We start from the raw sequence: 17311 nt of genomic DNA on the forward strand, positions 1-17311 counted from the left end.
GTGGGTCGCCGGTCAGAGGTGCGCCAGTACCAGCCGCTCGACCGCCTCCTCGTCCCGGCTGACCAGCGCGTCCAGGAGCGCGGTGTGCTCTGCCGCGTCCGCGAGCAGGTCCGCCGCCTGCGGGATCCTCCTGCCCCGCACCGGCCCCTGGGTACGGCGGTGCAGATCCGCCTCCAGCAGAGCCAACTGCTGGTTGCCGTAGAGCCCGAGCAACTCGCGGTGGAAGGCCCGGTCGGTCTCGGCGTAGCCGATCCGGTCCCCGCGCGCCGCCGCGCTGACGGTGGCGGCGGCCAGCGGGCGCAACGCCTCCCAGCGCTCGGGCGGCTCGGTCCTGGCCATCCGGAGCAGCACCGGCACCATCAGCAGGGCGCGCACCTCGGCCAGCTCCGCGAGATCGCGCGTGGTGCGCTCGGCCACTCGAAAGCCCCGGTTCGGCACGGTTTCGACGACCCTCTCGACGGCCAGCTGCTGCATGGCCTCGCGTACCGGTGTCGCCGACACCCCGAACCACTCGGCGAGGGTGGGCGCGGAGTACACCTGTCCGGGTGTCAGTTCCCCGCAGGCCAGGGCGGAACGCAGCGCCCGGAGCACCTGCCCCCGAATGGAGTGGCGGCGCGGAACCCTTTCCGCCGGCCGGGAGGAGGGCGCCGGCTCGTCGTGGTCGTGCCCGCCGCGGACCGCTTCCCGCTCGCCGCCGACCTGGCCGGGGATCCGGGTCCGGCCGCCGGGCCCGGGAGCCGTGCTGCTCCTGCGCACACCACGCGCGGCCTGCTCCATCAGAGTCCTCCTCGGGGTTCATCCGCACGATAGGCGGAGCACGGGCGAGAGCAAACCCGAAGCATCAGGTAAGGTAAGCCTTACCTCGTAAATGATCAGCGCGGATTTGGCGGTCTGCATGGCTCTCGCTCCGGCCGTATCGGCCACTCCAGCAGTATCTTCGGCCTCTCCGGACGCCTCTCCCCTCGCCACCGCCTACACCAGGCTGGCCGAGGTCTTCCCCAGCCTCCAGGTAGTCGAAGGGCCGCCCCGAACCGGGGCCGGCTGGGTGACCGCCGCCGATCTGGCGGCGGGCGGCGAGGCCGTCGACTACTTCCTGGCCGAGGAGTCCAAGCTGCTCAGCGAGTACGGCACCCCCGGCCGGCCCGATGTGGTCGCCGGTTTCGGACTCCACCGCTACGCCTGGGCCGCCTGCCTGCTGATCACCCTCCCCTGGTTCCTCCTGAACCGGGTGCCGCGGGTGCCGGTGGAAGCGGTCTCGTACCACCGGGGAATCGGACGGATGACGCTGTGGACCGACGGGTTCGCCTGCCTGCCGGACGATCCGGCGGCCGGTTCCCCGCTGGCCCGCGTGGTGCCGGACGCCGAGGCGCTGCGCGCGGAGGTGCGCTCTGCGGTGGCCGAGCACCTCGCCCCGGTGATGGAGGGTTTCCGCCCTCGGATGCGGCGGGGCCGCCGGGCGCTGTGGGGCATGGCGACGGACGAGATCGTCGAGGGTCTCTGGTACATCGCCCACCTGCTCGACGAGGAGCGACGGGCGATGGCCGAACTCGGGATGCTGCTGCCCGGTTCCACCGACCCGTATGTCGGAGGGTCGTCGTTCCGCCAGCTCACCGGGCCGCAGGGGGAGTCCCTTCCCACCCGGGACCGGGCGAGTTGCTGCCTCTACTACACGATGCGCCCCGAGGCCACCTGTGTCACCTGCCCGCGCACCTGCGACGAGGAGCGGGTCTCCCGGCTCACCACCGGCTGATCCGCGGCGCACCCGGGCGATGACGGCGGGGGCTCAGCCGTCCACCTCGAACCAGACCACCTTGCCGGCGCCTTGGAGCCGTACCCCCCACCTGTCGGCGAGCGAGTCCACCAGCAGGAGTCCACGGCCGCCGGTGCCGTCCTCGTCGGGGCAGCGCACGCGAGGGGCCCGGGCGAGCTGGTCACGGACCTCCACCCGCAGTCGGCCGCCCCGGCCCGCCGACCGGGGGTCGATGATCGACACCGTGAGTTCGGCCCCGCGGCCGGTGTGGAGCAGGGCGTTGGTCACCAACTCCGAGGTGAGCAGTTCGGCGGTCTCCGCCCGGTCCAGGTCGCCCCAGCACCGTCGGTGGAGCGCTCGGCGCAGCCCACCGCGCACCTCGGCGACGGCGGTCAGCCCGCCGGCCGGCAACCGCTGGTGGAGGGCGATGTCCCCGGACGGCTCGTGCTCCCGGCGCCCACTCTCGGCGAGTTGCCTGCCGCCCGCCTGTTCCCGTCCGGACCGCGCCTCCGCGACCCGCCGTCTGGCGGTGACGGCGTGGCCGCCTCCGGATCGTGTCTCGGCGCGCTGCTGTGTCGTCATTCCCGTCCCCCGTAAGCCGGTCAGTCACTTCCTGCGAACTGGCCCACGTCATGCATGCCCGCGATCGGTCTGGGCGACTCGCGCCCAGGGTCATCGTTGACCGGAAAGTGACCTCGCCCGACCGCGCACGGCCACCACCGGCCACGAGTGACGATGCCCGGCACCGCCGGGAGGTACGGTGCCGGGCATCCAGGGGAGGACGTTCGGGCGGACCGAGCCGCTCCGCAACAGTCTCTGAGGGGAATATATCCCCATGAGCCACCGAGAACGGGGATTACCGCTCGTTACACCCGGATGCCCCACGGGTGCTCCGGGCCGGACTGTCGGCCGCCCGCTCCTCCCCTACTCCCGCACCCCCCGTTTCCGCTCCGTCATGTGGCGGCCGAGGGCCTGCCGCTGCTTCCAGACGCGGCGCTGTTCCGCCCGGAGCCGGGCGTCGCTGCGGGCGGCGATCCGCTCGTTCTCCCGCCGCAGCTTGCGGTAGCTCTCCAGACGCCGATGGGCGAGGTCCCCACGCTCCAGGGCGGCCAGGACCGCGCATCCCGGCTCGGCGCCGTGCGCGCAGTCGTGGAAACGGCAGCTCCGGGCGAGCTCCTCGATCTCGGTGAAGACCTGGGCGACGCCGTGGTCGGCATCCCACAGCCCGACACCGCGCAGGCCGGGCGTGTCGATCACCACCCCGCCGTCCGGCAACGGCAGCAGGTCGCGGCTGGTCGTGGTGTGCCGCCCCTTGCCATCGCTGTCGCGGGCGGCTCGAACGTCCTGGACCTCCGAGCCCAGCAGGGCGTTGACGAGGGTCGACTTCCCGGTTCCGGAGCGGCCGAGCAGCACCGAGGTGCCGTCCTTGAGCGTTCTCCGCAGCGGGTCCAGTCCCGCACCGGTGGCCGAGCTGACCGGCAGGACCGGAACTCCGGGCGCCGCCGCCTGCGTGTCGGCGACCAGATGGCCGAGGATGGACGGCTCCGGCACCAGGTCGGTCTTGGTGAGGACGACCAGCGGCTGGGCACCGCTCTCCCAGGCCAGTGCCAGGAACCGCTCGATCCTGGCGATCTCCAGGTCCGCCACGACGGAGGCGGCGATGATCGCATGGTCGATGTTGGCGGCGAGCACCTGCCCTTCGGACCGCTTCGACGAGGTGGAGCGGACGAACGCCGTGCGGCGGGGCAGCAGCGCCCGTACCGATGACCGGGCGGCGTCGAGCCCCACCCAGTCTCCGGTACAGGCCCACCGGAGCGGGTCGGGTGAGGTCACCGGGGCGAGGTCCGCCTCCACGGTGACGAGACCACCCGACCGGTCGGCGGTGACCACCTGGCAGTGGGTACCCAGCACACGCGCGATGCGGCCGGGTGCCAGCCCCTGGGCCGCGTGAGCGGCGAAGTCGGCGGCGAACCCCTCGTCCCAGCCGTATCCGGTGAGCGGGTCATCGGCGGTCAGTGAGTCCTCGGCCGTCGTGGATCGAGCACTGCCCACGGATTGTGCGCCGCTCGGGGATTGCGCGGTCGTGCAGGATCGTGCAGTGGTGTGATGCAACGGGAAACCCTTCGAAGGGTGGTCCCGGCCCGTTCCGCGGACGTCGGGGACGCCCACGGGTGAAGAGGAGCGGAGAGGACTCAGGGCCACTCCGCGGCGGTCGTCAGCCGGGAACCACGGTAAGCGGGGGAACGGATTCGTTCGGACTGGGGGCAGCGCCCACCACAAAGACCGTCACCACAGTCCCACCTCCCGCCGGTCGGGACGGGACCGGAAGAGTTCAGAGCCGGCCCGCCGTTGTCCCGCGCACCCTACGCCGGTACCGCAACGCCCCGCGAAGGGTTTTTCCCGGCAGGGCGATCGGGGCCGGTACCCGGAACGATCGGGCCGAGGCAGCGGTTCGGGCCGAGGCTTCGCGCTCGGCCGGTCCGTCGCGGGGGCGGCCTCCCCCCGCGGCTCAGTGCGGGTTCTTCCTGCCCGTCCCGCCGTGGGCCGCTCCGTCCTGCTCGTCCGGGCCACCGTGACCGCCTTCTGCGTTCCTCTCCCCATGACCGTGGTGTCGCGGCCGTAGCCGGGAGCGCAGGTCCTCGGGGGGCAGGAACTGGGCCCAGCGTTCGGGGAACTCCGAGGGCGGGTCGGCCTCCGGGCCGTCCTCGGAGTCGTCGTCCTCCTCTTCCTCCTCTTCCTCCCTGCCGGCGCTATCCTGCGCCCCGGCCCGCTCGGCGCTCGCCCGGGCGGCCGCCTCCGCCGCCGCTCGCTCGCGGGCCCTGGTGTTCGCCTCCCGCGCCGCCGCGGTCGCCACCGACGGCCAGACCCGGTCGATCGCCGCGTTGACCGCCGCCCCCACCAGCACCGCGAAGGCCGAGACACCGATCCACAGCAGCACCGCCACCGGCGCGGCCAGCGAGCCGTAGATCGTGGGCCCCTCGACGGCGCTGACGAGGTAGAGACGGAGCAGGAAGCTGCCGAGCACCCACATCCCCAGCGCTACCAGCGCACCCGGGACGTCCTCCACCCAGGGCGACCGCACCGGCACCGAGACGTGGTACAGCGTGGTGAGGAAGGCGACCGACAACATCAGCAACACCGGCCAGTAGAGCCCCTGCACAAGACCCGTGCTCCAAGGCAGGACGTGCATCACCGCGTCCGGTCCGGCGACCATGAGCGGCAGCACCACCGCCCCGATCAGCAGCGCCACCACGTAGAGCAGGAAGGCCAGCAGCCGGGTCCTGACGATGCCGCGGTGCCCGTCCAGCCCGTACATGACGGTGATGGTGTCGATGAAGACGTTGACGGCCCGAGACCCGGACCACAGCGAGAACGCGAAACCGAGCGAGATGACATCGGGGCGCCCGCCCCGGGTCACGTCGTCCAGCAGCGGCCGGACGATCTGGTCGACGCCCCTACCGGAGAGCACGGTCCGGGAGGCGGTGAGGATGTTGTGCCGGACGCTCTCGATCGTCTCGGTGCCGATCCAGTCCAGATAGCCGAGCAACCCGATCAGCCCCAGGAGCAGCGGGGGTAGGGAGAGCAGGGTGAAGAACGCGGCCTCCGCGGCGAGGCCCAGGATCCGGTGCTCCACGCCGGAGTTGACCGTGTCCTTCAGAAGCAGCCAGGCCACTCGGCGTTTCGACACGTGCGGATAGAGGGCACGCGCACGGTGTAGACGGCCCTTGGGCCCATCGGGGGATGACTCGGCTGCTTGCACCTCCTTAACGTATCTGTCATGCCAGCCACCACACACACCGTCACCAACCAGGCACCGCCATTGGCCGGATACGACGTCTTCGCCTCCGACCCGTCCCTCACCGAGGGGGTCGACCGCCACGCCGGTCCCGAACATCTACCGGAGATCCGGGCTGAGTTGAGCGCACTGGGCCGGACCGCCGGCTCGGCCGAAGCCCAGGAGTGGGGACGGCAGGCGAACGAGAACCCACCGGTGCTCCGCACCCACGACCGCTACGGCAACCGGATCGACGAGGTCGAGTTCCACCCGTCCTGGCACCGGTTGCTCGACCGGGCCGTCTCGACCGGGCTGACCGACGCCTGGGGCCGTCCCGACGGGCATCTGCGCCGGGCCGCCGCCTTCCTCGTCTGGAGTCAGGTCGAAGCGGGCCACGGCTGTCCGGTGTCCATGACGCACGCGGCCGTGCCGGCGCTCCGCACCGACCCGGAACTGGCGGCCGAGTGGGAGCCGCGCCTGACCTCGCACCGCTACGAGCCCGGGCTGCGGGCGGCGGCGGAGAAGCCCGGCGCGCTGTTCGGCATGGGCATGACCGAGAAGCAGGGCGGCTCGGACGTCCGGTCCAACACCACCTCCGCGGAGCCGCTGGCCGAGCCCGGGACGTACGCGCTCACCGGTCACAAGTGGTTCTGCTCGGCCCCGATGGCGGACGGGTTCCTGGTGCTGGCGCAGGCCGGCGCGGCGGGCGAGCAGGGCCGGCCGAGTTGCTTCCTGGTACCGAGGGTGCTTCCCGACGGGACCAGGAACGCCTTCCGCATCCAGCGGCTGAAGGACAAGCTGGGCAACCGCTCCAACGCCTCCGCGGAGGTGGAGTTCGACGGCACCACCTGGGCCCGCCGGGTCGGCCCCGAGGGACGCGGAGTCGCCACCATCATCGAGATGGTCGCCGCGACGCGGTTGGACTGCGTGCTCGGCTCGGCGGCCCTGATGCGCCAGGCCGTCGTCCAGGCCGTGCACCACGCCGCGCACCGCAGCGTCTTCGGCGGTCCGCTGATCGACAAGCCGCTGATGCGGAACGTCCTGGCCGACATGGCGCTGGAGTCCGAGGCGGCCACCACGCTCGGACTCCGGCTGGCCGCCGCCTACGACTCGGGATCGGAGGCCGACCGGAACCTGCTGCGGATCGCGGTGCCGGCCGCCAAGTACTGGGTGACCAAACGCTGCCCGCCACTCACCGCCGAAGCGCTGGAGTGCCTGGGCGGCAACGGCTACGTGGAGGAGTCGGGCATGCCCCGGCTGCTGCGCGAGTCGCCGGTGAACTCGGTCTGGGAGGGCTCGGGGAACGTCCAGGCGCTCGACGTGCTGCGGGCGCTGCAACGCGAGCCGGCCGCGTTGGACGCCTTCCTCGGCGAGGTGGGTCGGGCGCACGGCGCCGACCACCGGCTGGACGCCGCGGTCAAGGACCTGCTGAACGAGCTCGCCGACCTCGAGCACATCGAGGCACGCGCCCGGCGGCTGGTGGAGCGGATGGCGCTGCTGCTCCAGGCCTCCCTGCTGGTGCGCTTCGCACCCACGGCCACGGCGGACGCCTTCTGCGCCTCCCGGCTGGGCCGCGACTGGGGTGGGGCGTTCGGCACCCTGCCGGCGACCCTCGACCTGGCGGCGGTGGTGGAGCGGGCGCGGGTCGGCTCGTAAGTGTGCCGCTTCGGCACGCCTCGGACGGAATGGGCGCGCCGGGCGCCCGTTCCGTCCGAGGCGTGCCGACACGCCGCCGCGGTGCGGCTCCGGCCCAACCGCCGGGGGGGGTGAGCGGAGCCGGCGGTGCGGAGCATGGTTGTCTGTCGATATGAGCAGTGTCGCCGTGACCACCTGGTACCTCGAACAGACTTCTGCGGCGGATCTCGTGCCCGCTCCCGCCCCTCCGGCGGAGCACGCCGTGCGGATCGTCCGGTCCGAGGTGCCCTCCCCCGAGTTCAGCCGCTTCCTGTACACCGCGGTGGGCGGGGACGTCTCCTGGACCGACCGGCTGCCCTGGACGTACGCCAGGTGGCAGGAGTTCCTCGGCCAGCCGGGGGTGGAGACGTGGGTCGCCTACCACCGCGGCACGCCGGCGGGGTTCATCGAGTTGCAGGGGCAGGACGCCGGCGCGGTGGAGATCGTGTACTTCGGGCTGCTCCCCGCGTTCCGCGGCCGGGGCATCGGCGGCCATCTGCTGAGCGAGGGCACGGCCCGCGCCTGGGACCTGGCGCGGCGCTGGCCTGACCGGAGCACCACCAGCAGGGTCTGGGTACACACCTGCGACCAGGACGGTCCCCACGCGCTCGCCAACTACGAGCGGCGTGGCTTCCGGCGCTTCGACACCAGGACGGAGGACGAGCCGGCCCTGCCCACCCCAGGCCCCTGGCCAGACGCGGGGCCGGTGGAGTAGGGGCCGGAGGCAGCCGGCACTTCGAGCACCGCTCCCCTGAGGCGGGTGTGGCAGGTTCGAATCCGTAGATCAGGCACCCGCGGACGAGCATCATCGTCCGCCCCTGTAGACGCACTGCGCTTCCCAGACCAGCGAGGCCGGTAGCCAGCTCTTCGTACTGCACCGCATAAAGGCCGTGCCCGTAGGCTTCGAGCGTCTGTGCATGGACGCCCTCATGTCCGGTGCGGGCCCGCTCGTGAGCCCGGACGAGGCAGGCGGGGATGATGTCCGCCAGCTCATCGGCGGATTCTCCGAACCTCTCACTTGCCCACTGACCAGCTGAACCCACGACGTACCGCCCCTCCCTGGTGGTCCTGGAGCACAGCGCCGAGCAGTATCCACCCAAACCGTGCTGTCTCCCCGACCAGTCCGCAAGGTGGCACCCAGCGCAAAGGGGAGCGCATATCACCTGAACGGGGCGCATCGCCCGTGCCTCTCGGTAAATCGATCGCGGCGGCGGTTGCCCGGCACTGCGTCGCCGCGCCGTATCGGCCATGAGCCGACGTCAACCGCCTGTCCCGAGCACCCCGACGCCGTGCATATAAGGCACACCGTGCTGGGCGGCGAGCCACCCCCGACACCACGGAGTCTTAGCATCTGAGACATTTCAGCTCAGATATTGAGCAATAGTGGACGGCGCCGAGAAAGCCGTGGCACGCTCTGCGCATGTCCCAAGCAGCTGGAACCGCCCTGGTGAGTCGACGCCATGTCGACTTCGGCCGTCTGTCCAGCGCCATCTGTCTGGCGCGCTGACCCTCTCAGCAGCGCCCGCTCTCCCCTCTACGCCCCCCGTCTCGGGGCGCCCAGCACCCTGGTCACCGCGGCTTCGAGAAGGCTCGCCGCATCTCTGACCTCAGGGTGAATCCGCAGGTCAGCCCTGCCCTGTCGCCCTATCCCCGGCAGTTGCCGACTGCCCGACCACCGCCCTGAGTCGCACCCTCCGAAGGACAGCCATGGCCGCCACCCCCGCACCCGAAGCCCCTGCGACCACCACCCGCCGCAAAGCCGGACGCCACCGCGGCGAAGGCCAGTGGGGCGCCGGCCACTTCACCCCGCTCAACGGGAACGAGCAGTTCAAGAAGGACGACGATGGTCTCAACGTGCGGACACGCATTGAGACCATCTACGCCAAGCAGGGCTTCGACTCCATCGATCCCCAGGATCTGCGCGGCCGGATGCGGTGGTGGGGTCTGTACACCCAACGCAAACCCGGTATCGACGGCGGTAAGACCGCCGTCCTCCAGCCCGAGGAGCTGGAGGACAGCTACTTCATGCTGCGGATCCGGATCGACGGCGGACGGCTGACGGTCGCCCAGCTGCGTGCCATCGGCGAGGTCTCCCAGGAGTACGCGCGGGGCACCGCGGACATCACCGACCGACAGAACGTGCAGCTCCACTGGGTGCGGATCGAGGACGTGCCGGCGATCTGGCGGAAGCTGGAGGCCGTCGGCCTCTCCACCACCGAGGCCTGCGGTGACTGCCCGCGCGTGATCATCGGCTCCCCCGTCGCCGGGATCGCCGCGGACGAGATCATCGACGGCAGCCCGGCGGTCCAGGAGATCCACGACCGCTACATCGGCAGCAAGGAGTTCTCGAACCTGCCGCGGAAGTTCAAGACGGCGGTCTCCGGTTCCCCGGTCCAGGACGTCGTCCATGAGATCAACGACGTCTCCTTCGTCGGGGTGGTCCACCCGGAGCACGGTCCCGGGTTCGACCTGTGGGTCGGCGGTGGCCTGTCCACCAACCCCAAGCTCGCCCAGCGGCTCGGGGCCTGGGTGCCGCTCGCCGAGGTAGCCGAGGTCTGGGCCGGCGTGACCGGGATCTTCCGCGACTACGGCTACCGCCGGCTGCGCAACCGCGCCCGGTTGAAGTTCCTGATGGCCGACTGGGGGCCGGCGAAGTTCCGCCAGGTGCTCGAGGAGGAGTACCTGGGGCGGAAGCTGGTCGACGGCCCGGCGCCGGAGGAACCCGTCGCCCGGTGGCGCGACCACATCGGCGTCCACCCGCAGCAGGACGGCCGCTACTACGTCGGCTTCGCGCCCAGGGTCGGCCGGGTGGACGGCAGCACCCTCAGCAAGATCGCGGAACTCGCGGCGGCGCACGGCTCGGACCGGCTCAACACCACCGTCGAGCAGAAGATGATCATCCTTGATGTGGCGGCGGACCGGGTGGACTCCCTCGTCGCCGGTCTCGAGGCACTCGATCTGCGGGTCTCCCCCTCACCGTTCCGGCGCTCCACCATGGCCTGCACCGGGATCGAGTTCTGCAAGCTCGCCATCGTCGAGACCAAGTCGCGCGGCGCGGCCCTGATCGACGAACTCGAGCGGCGGATGCCCGGGTTCGAGGAACCGGTCAGCATCAACCTCAACGGATGCCCCAACGCCTGCGCCCGCATCCAGACCGCCGACATCGGGCTCAAGGGCCAGCTGATGCTGGATTCGGAAGGCCGCCAGGTCGAGGGCTACCAGGTGCACCTGGGCGGTGCCCTCGGCCTGGAGGCGGGCTTCGGCCGCAAGATCCGCGGGCTCAAGGTCACCGCTGCGGAGCTCCCCGACTACGTCGAGCGGGTACTGCGCCGCTTCGAGGAGCAGCGGCGGGAAGACGAACGCTTCGCCTCCTGGGCGGCCCGCGCCGACGAGGGAGACCTCAGGTGACGCAGCGTGCCGCACCGTTCTACTGCCCCTACTGCGGCGAGGAAGATCTGCGGCCCTGGGTGCCGGAGCCGGGCGCCGAGGGCCGGGGCGGTTGGGGATGCGCCGGCTGCGGCCGCGCCTTCCGGTTGTCGTTCCTCGGCCTGCTGGGCGGCGGGCCGGCGGTTGGAGCGAGTCGCGACGGGGAGGTCGGGCCGGTATGAGCAGTGGTGAGACGCGTCGGCGGCACACCCCGGGCGAGCTCCGGGAGCTGGCCCGGACCGCCGGCCGGCGGCTGGAGGACGCTCCAGCGCTGGACATCCTGCGCTGGGCCGCGGACACCTTCGGCAGCCGCTTCTGCGTGACGTCCTCCATGGAGGACGCGGTGGTGGCGCACCTGGCGTCGCGGGCCGTCCCCGGGGTCGACGTGGTCTTCCTGGACACCGGCTACCACTTCCCGGAGACCATCGGCACCCGGGACGCGGTCGCCGCCGTGCTGGACGTCCGCCTGATCACGCTCACCCCGCGGCAGACGGTCGCCGAGCAGGACGCCGAGTACGGGGCGGCCCTGTACGAGCGCGACCCCGACCTCTGCTGCGCCCTGCGCAAGGTGGAGCCGCTCAGCAGGGGGCTCGTCGGCTACGACGCCTGGGCCACCGGCCTGCGCCGGGACGAGTCACCGACGCGTGCGGACACCCCGGTCGTCGGCTGGGATCCGAAGCGGGGCAAGGTCAAGATCGCCCCGATCGCCCGGTGGAGCCAGCAGGATGTGGACGGCTACGTCCTCGAACACGGGGTGTTGACCAATCCGCTGCTCGGCGACGGCTACGCCTCGGTCGGCTGTGCGCCCTGTACCCGCCGGGTGCGGGAGGGCGAGGACGCCCGGGCCGGCCGTTGGGCGGGCCGGGGGAAGACCGAGTGCGGACTGCACGGCTGACGGACACGTAGCGACGAAGGGACAAGAGGTGACGGAGACGGCGGGGACAGGTGTTCCCCAGCCCGCGGGCGCCACGGTCTGGCTCACGGGCCTGCCCAGCGCGGGCAAGACGACGATAGCCGAGGCGCTGGCGGAGCGGCTGCGCTCAGCCGGGCGGCGGGTGGAGGTGCTGGACGGTGACGAGATCCGCCGGTTCCTCTCGGCCGGGCTCGGTTTCTCCCGTGCCGACCGGCAGGTGAACGTCGAACGCATCGGTTTCGTCGCGCAGCTGCTGGCAGCACACGGGGTCACCGTCCTGGTGCCGGTGATCGCCCCGTACGCGGACGCCCGGGAGGCGGTGCGCAAGCGCCATCAGACCCGGGACACCCCCTACCTGGAGGTGCACGTGGCCACCCCGGTGGAGGTCTGCGCCGAGCGGGACGTGAAGGGGCTCTACGCAAGGCAGGCCGCGGGCGAACTGTCCGGACTGACGGGGGTGGACGACCCGTACGAGGAACCGGTCGATCCGGATCTGCGGCTGTGGACCCAACTGAACGACGTACCGGAGTGCGTGGCCGCGATAGAGGGGCTGCTCACCGAAAGGGGCCTGCTCCCATGAACGCGGAGACGAGCACGACGGCCGCCGACGCCGGGGCCACCACCGTGGCGGAGGTGGCCGGTGCCCCGTACCGGCTCTCGCACCTGGAGGCGCTGGAGTCCGAGGCGGTCCACATCTTCCGGGAGGTCGCCGGGGAGTTCGAGCGGCCGGTGATCCTGTTCTCCGGCGGCAAGGACTCCGTCGTCATGGTGCACCTGGCGCTCAAGGCGTTCGCACCGGGGCCGCTGCCGTTCCCTCTGCTCCACGTGGACACCGGCCACAACTTCCCCGAGGTGCTGGAGTACCGGGACCGGGTCGTGGCCGAACACGGGCTGCGGCTCCACACCGCTTCGGTGCAGGAGTTCATCGACCGCGGCGAGTTGCGGGAGCGGCCCGACGGCACCCGGAACCCCCTGCAGACCGTGCCGTTGCTGAGCGCCATCGAGAGCAACCGGTTCGACGCGGTCTTCGGCGGCGGTCGGCGCGACGAGGAGAAGGCGCGGGCCAAGGAGCGGGTGTTCTCACTGCGCGACGAGTTCGGCGGCTGGGACCCCCGCCGCCAGCGCCCCGAGCTGTGGCAGCTCTACAACGGACGGCACGCCCCGGGTGAGCACATCCGGGTCTTCCCGCTCTCCAACTGGACGGAACTGGACGTCTGGCAGTACATCGCCCGGGAGCGGATCGAACTGCCCGGCATCTACTACGCGCACGAGCGCGAGGTCTTCCACCGTTCCGGCATGTGGTTGGCGCCGGGCGCGTGGGGTGGGCCCAAGGAGGGCGAGCCCGTCGAGCGCCGGCGGGTGCGCTACCGCACCGTCGGCGACATGTCCTGCACCGGGGCGGTGGACTCCGACGCCGCCAGCGTGGAAGCCGTGATCGCCGAGATCGCCCGCTCCCGGCTCACCGAACGAGGCGCCACCCGCGCCGACGACCGGCTCTCCGAGGCCGCCATGGAGGACCGCAAGCGTGAGGGGTACTTCTGAGATGGGCGCCACCGCCACGACGCACACCACGACCACCCCGCTGCTGCGGTTCGCCACCGCCGGCTCCGTCGACGACGGCAAGTCGACGCTGGTCGGCCGGCTCCTGCACGACTCCAAGTCGGTGCTGGCCGACCAGTTGGAGGCGGTGGAGCGCGTCTCCACCGAGCGGGGGCGGTCCGGGCCGGACCTCGCCCTGCTCACCGACGGGCTGCGCGCCGAGCGCGAACAGGGCATCACCATCGACGTCGCCTACCGGTACTTCGCCACGCCACGCCGGCGCTTCGTCCTGGCCGACACGCCGGGTCATGTCGAGTACACCCGCAACATGGTGACCGGCGCCTCCACCGCCGAGTTGACGGTGATCCTCGTCGACGCCCGGAACGGCGTCGTCGACCAGACCAGGCGGCATGCGGCGGTCGCCGCGCTGCTCCGGGTGCCGCACGTGGTGCTCGCCGTCAACAAGATGGACCTGGTGGACTACGCCGAGCCGGTCTTCGCCCGGATCGCCGCCGGCTTCACCTCCTACGCGGCCTCGCTGGGCGTGCCGGAGGTCACCGCGGTGCCGATCTCGGCGCTGGCCGGCGACAACGTGGTGACCCCCTCGCCCCACATGGACTGGTACGGGGGTCCGACGGTGCTGGAGCACCTGGAGACGGTGCCGCTGGGGGGTGACCCCGGCACGGAACCGGCCCGTTTCCCGGTGCAGTACGTGATCCGGCCGCAGACGGCCGAGCACCCCGACTACCGCGGCTACGCGGGGCAGATCGCCTCCGGTGTGCTGCGGGTCGGCGAGCGGGTGACCGTGCTGCCCACCGGGCGCACCACCACCGTCGCCGCGATCGACGTCCTCGGCCGGCCGGCCGACCTCGCCTGGGCCCCGCAGTCCGTCACCGTGCGCCTCACCGACGACCTGGACGTCTCACGCGGCGATCTGATCGCCCCGTCGGCCGCGGCGCCGGAGGTCCGCCGCCGTTTCGAGGCAACCGTCTGCCACCTCCACGAGCGCCCGTTGCGGGTCGGGGAACGGGTGCTGCTCAAGCACACCACACGCACCGTCAAGGCGATCGTGGAAGCCATCCCCTCCCGCCTGGTGCTGGAGAGGGTGGTCCTGCGGCCGACGGACGGTGAGCTGGCGGCCAACGAGATCGGCCGGGTGCGGCTCCGTACCGCCGAGCCCCTCGCGCTCGACGACTACGCGGACTCCCGCCGGACCGGTTCGTTCCTGCTGCTCGACCCCGCCGACGGGGCCACGCTCACCGCCGGGATGGCGGGCGCAGCGTTCGCCGACTCCCGGGCCGAGGTGGGCGGGAAGCCGCCGGCGGACAGCGGGGAGGAGGACACCGGATGGGACTTCTGACCGGGCTCCGACAGCCCTTCTCGAGGCGTTCCCGAGCCGTGCTGGCGCTGCTGGCGCTGGCTCCGGTGGCGCTTGCCCTGGCCGACTGCGGCTACGGCTCCAAGGCCGAACCGGACGGCGCGGCCGGCGTGGTGGCCGACGGGCCGAGGACGGACGGTCTCGAGCAGGTGCGGATCGGCTACTTCGGCAACCTGACGCACGCCACGGCGCTCGTCGGCGACGAGAAGGGGATGTTCCAGCGGGAGCTGGGCGGCACCGAGGTCTCCCGGCAGATCTTCAACGCCGGGCCGTCCCTGGTGGAGGCGCTCAACGCGGGCTCCATCGACATCGGCTGGGTCGGGCCCTCCCCCGCCGTCAACAGCTACACGCAGTCCGAGGGCAGGAACCTGAGGATCGTCTCGGGCTCGGCCTCCGGCGGGGTCTCCCTCGTCGTCGACCCCCGGCGCGTCCCGGGCGTCGAGGAGCTCCGGGGCAAGCGGATCGCCACCCCGCAGCTCGGCAACACCCAGGACGTGGCGCTGCTGCACTACCTCTCCGAGAAGGGCTTCGAGGTCGATCCGACCACCGGCCGCGGCGAGGTGACCGTGGTCCGGGTGGACAACAAGGAGACCCCCACGCTGTTCCGGCAGGGACGGTTGGACGGCGCCTGGGTGCCGGAGCCGACCGCCTCGCAGCTCGTCGCGGCGGGCGGGAAGGTCCTGATCGACGAGCGGGACCTGTGGTCGGACGGCGAGTTCGTCATCACCAACGTGGTCGTCTCCCAGAAGTTCCTCCGGGAGCACCCGCGGGCGGTGGAGGCCGTGCTCCGCGGTTCGGTGCGGACCAACGCCTGGATCGAAAGCCACCCGGCGGAGGCGAAACAGGTCGTCAACCGGGCCCTGCGGAGGCAGGCGGGCGGTCAGTTGCCCAAGGAGCTGCTGGATTCGGCCTTCCGCGGAATCGAGGTGAGCGACGACCCGCTCGCGAGCACCCTTGAGCAGCAGGCCGAACACGGGCAGCGGGCGGGACTGCTCGACCGGGTCCTGATCGACGGGATCTACGACCTCCGGCTGCTCAACAAGGTGCTCCGGGAGGAAGGCCAGCCTGCCGTCTCGGATGCGGGGCTGGGGATCGGCGCCGCGGAGGGCGGGGGTGGGCGGCGATGACGGCCGGCTCGACCACCGCGCCGCCCGCCCCGGCCGTACGGCTGTCGCACGTGTCGAAGTCCTTCGGTCCGGACGGCGACCGTCAGCAGGTTCTGGAGGACATCGGCCTGGAGGTGGCCCCGGGCGAGTTCGTGTGCCTGCTGGGGGCGTCCGGGTGCGGTAAGTCGACCCTGCTGAGTCTGGTCGCCGGACTGGAGCGACCGACCTCCGGCGACATCGAGGTGCCCGGTGGGCGGCCGGCGCTGATGTTCCAGGAGCACGCCCTGTTTCCCTGGCTGACCGCCGGGAAGAACGTCGAACTGGCCCTGCGGCTGCGCGGGGTGGCGGGCTCCGAGCGACGCTCCGAGGCCGAACGGCTGCTGGAGCTGGTACGGCTCGGGGGTGCTCACGGCAGCCGGGTGCACGAACTCTCCGGCGGTATGCGGCAGCGCGTGGCACTCGCCCGGGCGCTGGCGCAGGACAGCCGGCTGCTGCTGATGGACGAGCCGTTCGCGGCGCTCGACGCCATCACCCGCGACGTCCTGCACGAGGAGCTGATCCGCATCTGGGCGGAGACCCGGCTCTCGGTGCTCTTCGTCACCCACAACGTCCGCGAGGCGGTGCGGCTGGGCGGGCGGGTGGTACTGCTCTCCTCCCGCCCGGGCCGGGTCGCCCGGGAGTGGCGGGTGGACATCCCCCATCCGCGCCGAATCGAGTCCGCGGAGGTCGCCAGGGTCTCTCTGGAGATCACCGAACAGTTGCGAGGGGAGATCCGCAGACATGGCCGGCACTGACCTCTCGGATCTCCGGCCCCCGGGGAGCGCCGCCCCGTCCGGGCCGGAGGCCGACTCCGACCTGGCGAGTCTGGAGGCGGGGCTGGACGCCCTCGACCTCCGCGCCCCCGAGCGGAGTCCGATCGGCAGGGCGCTGGCCGGCAAGGTGGTGCCGCCGGTCGCAGCCGTCACCATCGTGCTGGCGGCCTGGCAGCTCGCCTACGTGCTGGAGCTCCGCGAGCCCTACCAACTCCCCGCTCCGGCGGAGGTGTGGGGCGCCCTCACCGAGCAGTGGTACCAGGGCACGATCCTCGACACCGTGTGGAACAGCGTCTCGCGCGGGGCGATCGGCTTCGCCCTCTCGGTGGCCATCGGCACGCCCCTCGGCCTGCTGGTCGCCCGCGTGCGGCCGGTCCGGGCCGCGATCGGCCCGGTCCTCTCCGGTCTCCAGTCGCTGCCCTCGGTCGCCTGGGTGCCGGCGGCCATCATCTGGTTCGGCCTGACCGACGCCATGCTGTACGCGGTGGTGCTGCTCGGCGCGGTGCCGTCGATCGCCAACGGGCTGGTCGCCGGCGTCAACCAGGTTCCCCCGCTCCACCTGCGGGCCGGGCGGGTGCTGGGCGCCACCGGGCTGCGCGGTGTCCGGCACGTCCTGCTGCCCGCCGCGCTGCCCGGCTACTTCGCGGGGCTCAAACAGGGCTGGGCCTTCTCCTGGCGCTCCCTCATGGCCGCCGAACTCATCGCCCGCTCACCGGAGCTGGGTTCGGGGCTGGGGCAGCTGTTGGAGACCGGCCGGGTCTACCAGGACATGTCGCTCGTCCTGGCGGCGGTCCTGCTCATCCTGCTCGTCGGCATCGGGGTGGAGCTGCTGGTCTTCAGCCCGCTGGAGCGCCGGATCCTGCGGGTCCGCGGCCTCCTCGGGAGGGCGCGTTGAGTGCCCTCCGGCCCGGCCGCCCCCTCGCCACCCGGCTGACGCC

At 72.1% G+C, this 17311-nt stretch carries 17 protein-coding genes; 13 read left to right on the plus strand and 4 right to left on the minus strand.

Translation table 11 applies throughout. The features are described 5' to 3' along the window. Nucleotides 1-12: 12 nt before the first annotated feature. Complete coding sequence (locus BGP73_RS06470; protein WP_069812485.1) at nt 13-777, minus strand: GntR family transcriptional regulator; 765 nt, start codon at nt 775-777, stop codon at nt 13-15. Between the two features lie 118 nt (nt 778-895). Between BGP73_RS06470 and BGP73_RS06475 the strand changes: the two genes are divergently transcribed. Beyond that, nucleotides 896-1750 (plus strand): (2Fe-2S)-binding protein, encoded by an 855-nt coding sequence (locus BGP73_RS06475; protein WP_069812981.1) that lies wholly within the window; start codon nt 896-898, stop codon nt 1748-1750. Nucleotides 1751-1783: 33 nt separating this feature from the next. On the opposite strand, the gene BGP73_RS06480 is transcribed toward BGP73_RS06475, so the two are convergent. The 3 genes from BGP73_RS06480 to BGP73_RS06490 all read right to left on the minus strand — a co-directional run bounded on the left by BGP73_RS06480 (nt 1784) and on the right by BGP73_RS06490 (nt 5510). Next, a complete protein-coding gene (locus BGP73_RS06480; protein ID WP_107473960.1) occupies nt 1784-2332 on the minus strand; it encodes an ATP-binding protein in 549 nt (182 codons plus the stop codon). A 342-nt stretch (nt 2333-2674) separates the two neighbouring features. Then, nucleotides 2675-3802 (minus strand): ribosome small subunit-dependent GTPase A, encoded by a 1128-nt coding sequence (gene rsgA, locus BGP73_RS06485; protein ID WP_244501103.1) that lies wholly within the window; start codon nt 3800-3802, stop codon nt 2675-2677. 457 nt (nt 3803-4259) lie between these two features. Next, nucleotides 4260-5510 (minus strand): YihY/virulence factor BrkB family protein, encoded by a 1251-nt coding sequence (locus tag BGP73_RS06490; RefSeq protein WP_069812486.1) that lies wholly within the window; start codon nt 5508-5510, stop codon nt 4260-4262. Nucleotides 5511-5528: 18 nt separating this feature from the next. Here BGP73_RS06490 and BGP73_RS06495 point away from each other — a divergent pair, with 18 nt between their 5' ends. The 12 genes from BGP73_RS06495 (at nt 5529) to BGP73_RS06540 (ending at nt 17268) form a co-directional block, all read left to right on the plus strand. Beyond that, nucleotides 5529-7181: an acyl-CoA dehydrogenase family protein gene (locus tag BGP73_RS06495; RefSeq protein WP_069812487.1), complete on the plus strand. Its 1653-nt coding sequence runs from the start codon at nt 5529-5531 to the stop codon at nt 7179-7181. A gap of 151 nt (nt 7182-7332) precedes the next feature. Next, nucleotides 7333-7914 carry a GNAT family N-acetyltransferase gene (locus BGP73_RS06500; protein ID WP_069812488.1) on the plus strand — a complete coding sequence of 194 codons (582 nt, stop codon included), beginning with the start codon at nt 7333-7335 and terminating at the stop codon, nt 7912-7914. A 705-nt stretch (nt 7915-8619) separates the two neighbouring features. Next, nucleotides 8620-8706 carry a putative leader peptide gene (locus tag BGP73_RS23870; RefSeq protein WP_374701128.1) on the plus strand — a complete coding sequence of 29 codons (87 nt, stop codon included), beginning with the start codon at nt 8620-8622 and terminating at the stop codon, nt 8704-8706. 200 nt (nt 8707-8906) lie between these two features. Continuing rightward, nucleotides 8907-10607 carry a nitrite/sulfite reductase gene (locus BGP73_RS06505; RefSeq protein WP_069812490.1) on the plus strand — a complete coding sequence of 567 codons (1701 nt, stop codon included), beginning with the start codon at nt 8907-8909 and terminating at the stop codon, nt 10605-10607. Next, entirely contained in the window at nt 10604-10807 is a 204-nt protein-coding gene (locus BGP73_RS21830; protein ID WP_079127255.1) for a hypothetical protein, read from the plus strand. The genes BGP73_RS06505 and BGP73_RS21830 overlap by 4 nt, the downstream gene beginning before the upstream one ends. After that, the gene (locus tag BGP73_RS06510; RefSeq protein ID WP_069812492.1) at nt 10804-11520 is read left to right on the plus strand and encodes a phosphoadenylyl-sulfate reductase; all 717 of its coding nucleotides are present in this window, start codon (nt 10804-10806) and stop codon (nt 11518-11520) included. Before BGP73_RS21830 ends, BGP73_RS06510 begins: the two co-directional genes overlap by 4 nt. 28 nt (nt 11521-11548) lie before the next feature. Next, nucleotides 11549-12118 carry an adenylyl-sulfate kinase gene (gene cysC / locus BGP73_RS06515; protein ID WP_069812494.1) on the plus strand — a complete coding sequence of 190 codons (570 nt, stop codon included), beginning with the start codon at nt 11549-11551 and terminating at the stop codon, nt 12116-12118. Then, nucleotides 12115-13080 carry a sulfate adenylyltransferase subunit CysD gene (gene cysD / locus BGP73_RS06520; RefSeq protein WP_244501104.1) on the plus strand — a complete coding sequence of 322 codons (966 nt, stop codon included), beginning with the start codon at nt 12115-12117 and terminating at the stop codon, nt 13078-13080. The genes cysC and cysD overlap by 4 nt, the downstream gene beginning before the upstream one ends. A 1-nt stretch (nt 13081) precedes the next feature. After that, nucleotides 13082-14437, plus strand: coding sequence for a sulfate adenylyltransferase subunit 1 (locus BGP73_RS06525; protein ID WP_069812496.1), 1356 nt, complete (start codon nt 13082-13084; stop codon nt 14435-14437). Further along, nucleotides 14425-15582, plus strand: coding sequence for an ABC transporter substrate-binding protein (locus BGP73_RS06530; protein ID WP_069812498.1), 1158 nt, complete (start codon nt 14425-14427; stop codon nt 15580-15582). The genes BGP73_RS06525 and BGP73_RS06530 overlap by 13 nt, the downstream gene beginning before the upstream one ends. Further along, nucleotides 15579-16355, plus strand: coding sequence for an ABC transporter ATP-binding protein (locus BGP73_RS06535; protein WP_069812499.1), 777 nt, complete (start codon nt 15579-15581; stop codon nt 16353-16355). Before BGP73_RS06530 ends, BGP73_RS06535 begins: the two co-directional genes overlap by 4 nt. Beyond that, nucleotides 16342-17268: an ABC transporter permease gene (locus BGP73_RS06540; protein WP_069812500.1), complete on the plus strand. Its 927-nt coding sequence runs from the start codon at nt 16342-16344 to the stop codon at nt 17266-17268. Before BGP73_RS06535 ends, BGP73_RS06540 begins: the two co-directional genes overlap by 14 nt. The last annotated feature ends 43 nt before the right edge of the window (nt 17269-17311 follow it).

This window comes from Streptomyces sp. TP-A0874 (genome assembly GCF_001748085.1).
Classification (GTDB): domain Bacteria; phylum Actinomycetota; class Actinomycetes; order Streptomycetales; family Streptomycetaceae; genus Streptomyces.

Coding starts and splice junctions, on each gene's coding strand:
- BGP73_RS06530 (WP_069812498.1), top strand. CDS start 14,425: ATGGGACTTCTGACCGGGCTCCGACAGCCCTTCTCGAGGCGTTCCCGA.
- BGP73_RS06470 (WP_069812485.1), bottom strand. CDS start 777: ATGGAGCAGGCCGCGCGTGGTGTGCGCAGGAGCAGCACGGCTCCCGGG.
- BGP73_RS06525 (WP_069812496.1), top strand. CDS start 13,082: ATGGGCGCCACCGCCACGACGCACACCACGACCACCCCGCTGCTGCGG.
- BGP73_RS06500 (WP_069812488.1), top strand. CDS start 7,333: ATGAGCAGTGTCGCCGTGACCACCTGGTACCTCGAACAGACTTCTGCG.
- BGP73_RS06480 (WP_107473960.1), bottom strand. CDS start 2,332: ATGACGACACAGCAGCGCGCCGAGACACGATCCGGAGGCGGCCACGCC.
- BGP73_RS06505 (WP_069812490.1), top strand. CDS start 8,907: ATGGCCGCCACCCCCGCACCCGAAGCCCCTGCGACCACCACCCGCCGC.
- BGP73_RS06510 (WP_069812492.1), top strand. CDS start 10,804: ATGAGCAGTGGTGAGACGCGTCGGCGGCACACCCCGGGCGAGCTCCGG.
- cysD (WP_244501104.1), top strand. CDS start 12,115: ATGAACGCGGAGACGAGCACGACGGCCGCCGACGCCGGGGCCACCACC.
- BGP73_RS06535 (WP_069812499.1), top strand. CDS start 15,579: ATGACGGCCGGCTCGACCACCGCGCCGCCCGCCCCGGCCGTACGGCTG.
- BGP73_RS06540 (WP_069812500.1), top strand. CDS start 16,342: ATGGCCGGCACTGACCTCTCGGATCTCCGGCCCCCGGGGAGCGCCGCC.
- BGP73_RS06475 (WP_069812981.1), top strand. CDS start 896: ATGGCTCTCGCTCCGGCCGTATCGGCCACTCCAGCAGTATCTTCGGCC.
- BGP73_RS06495 (WP_069812487.1), top strand. CDS start 5,529: ATGCCAGCCACCACACACACCGTCACCAACCAGGCACCGCCATTGGCC.
- BGP73_RS23870 (WP_374701128.1), top strand. CDS start 8,620: ATGTCCCAAGCAGCTGGAACCGCCCTGGTGAGTCGACGCCATGTCGAC.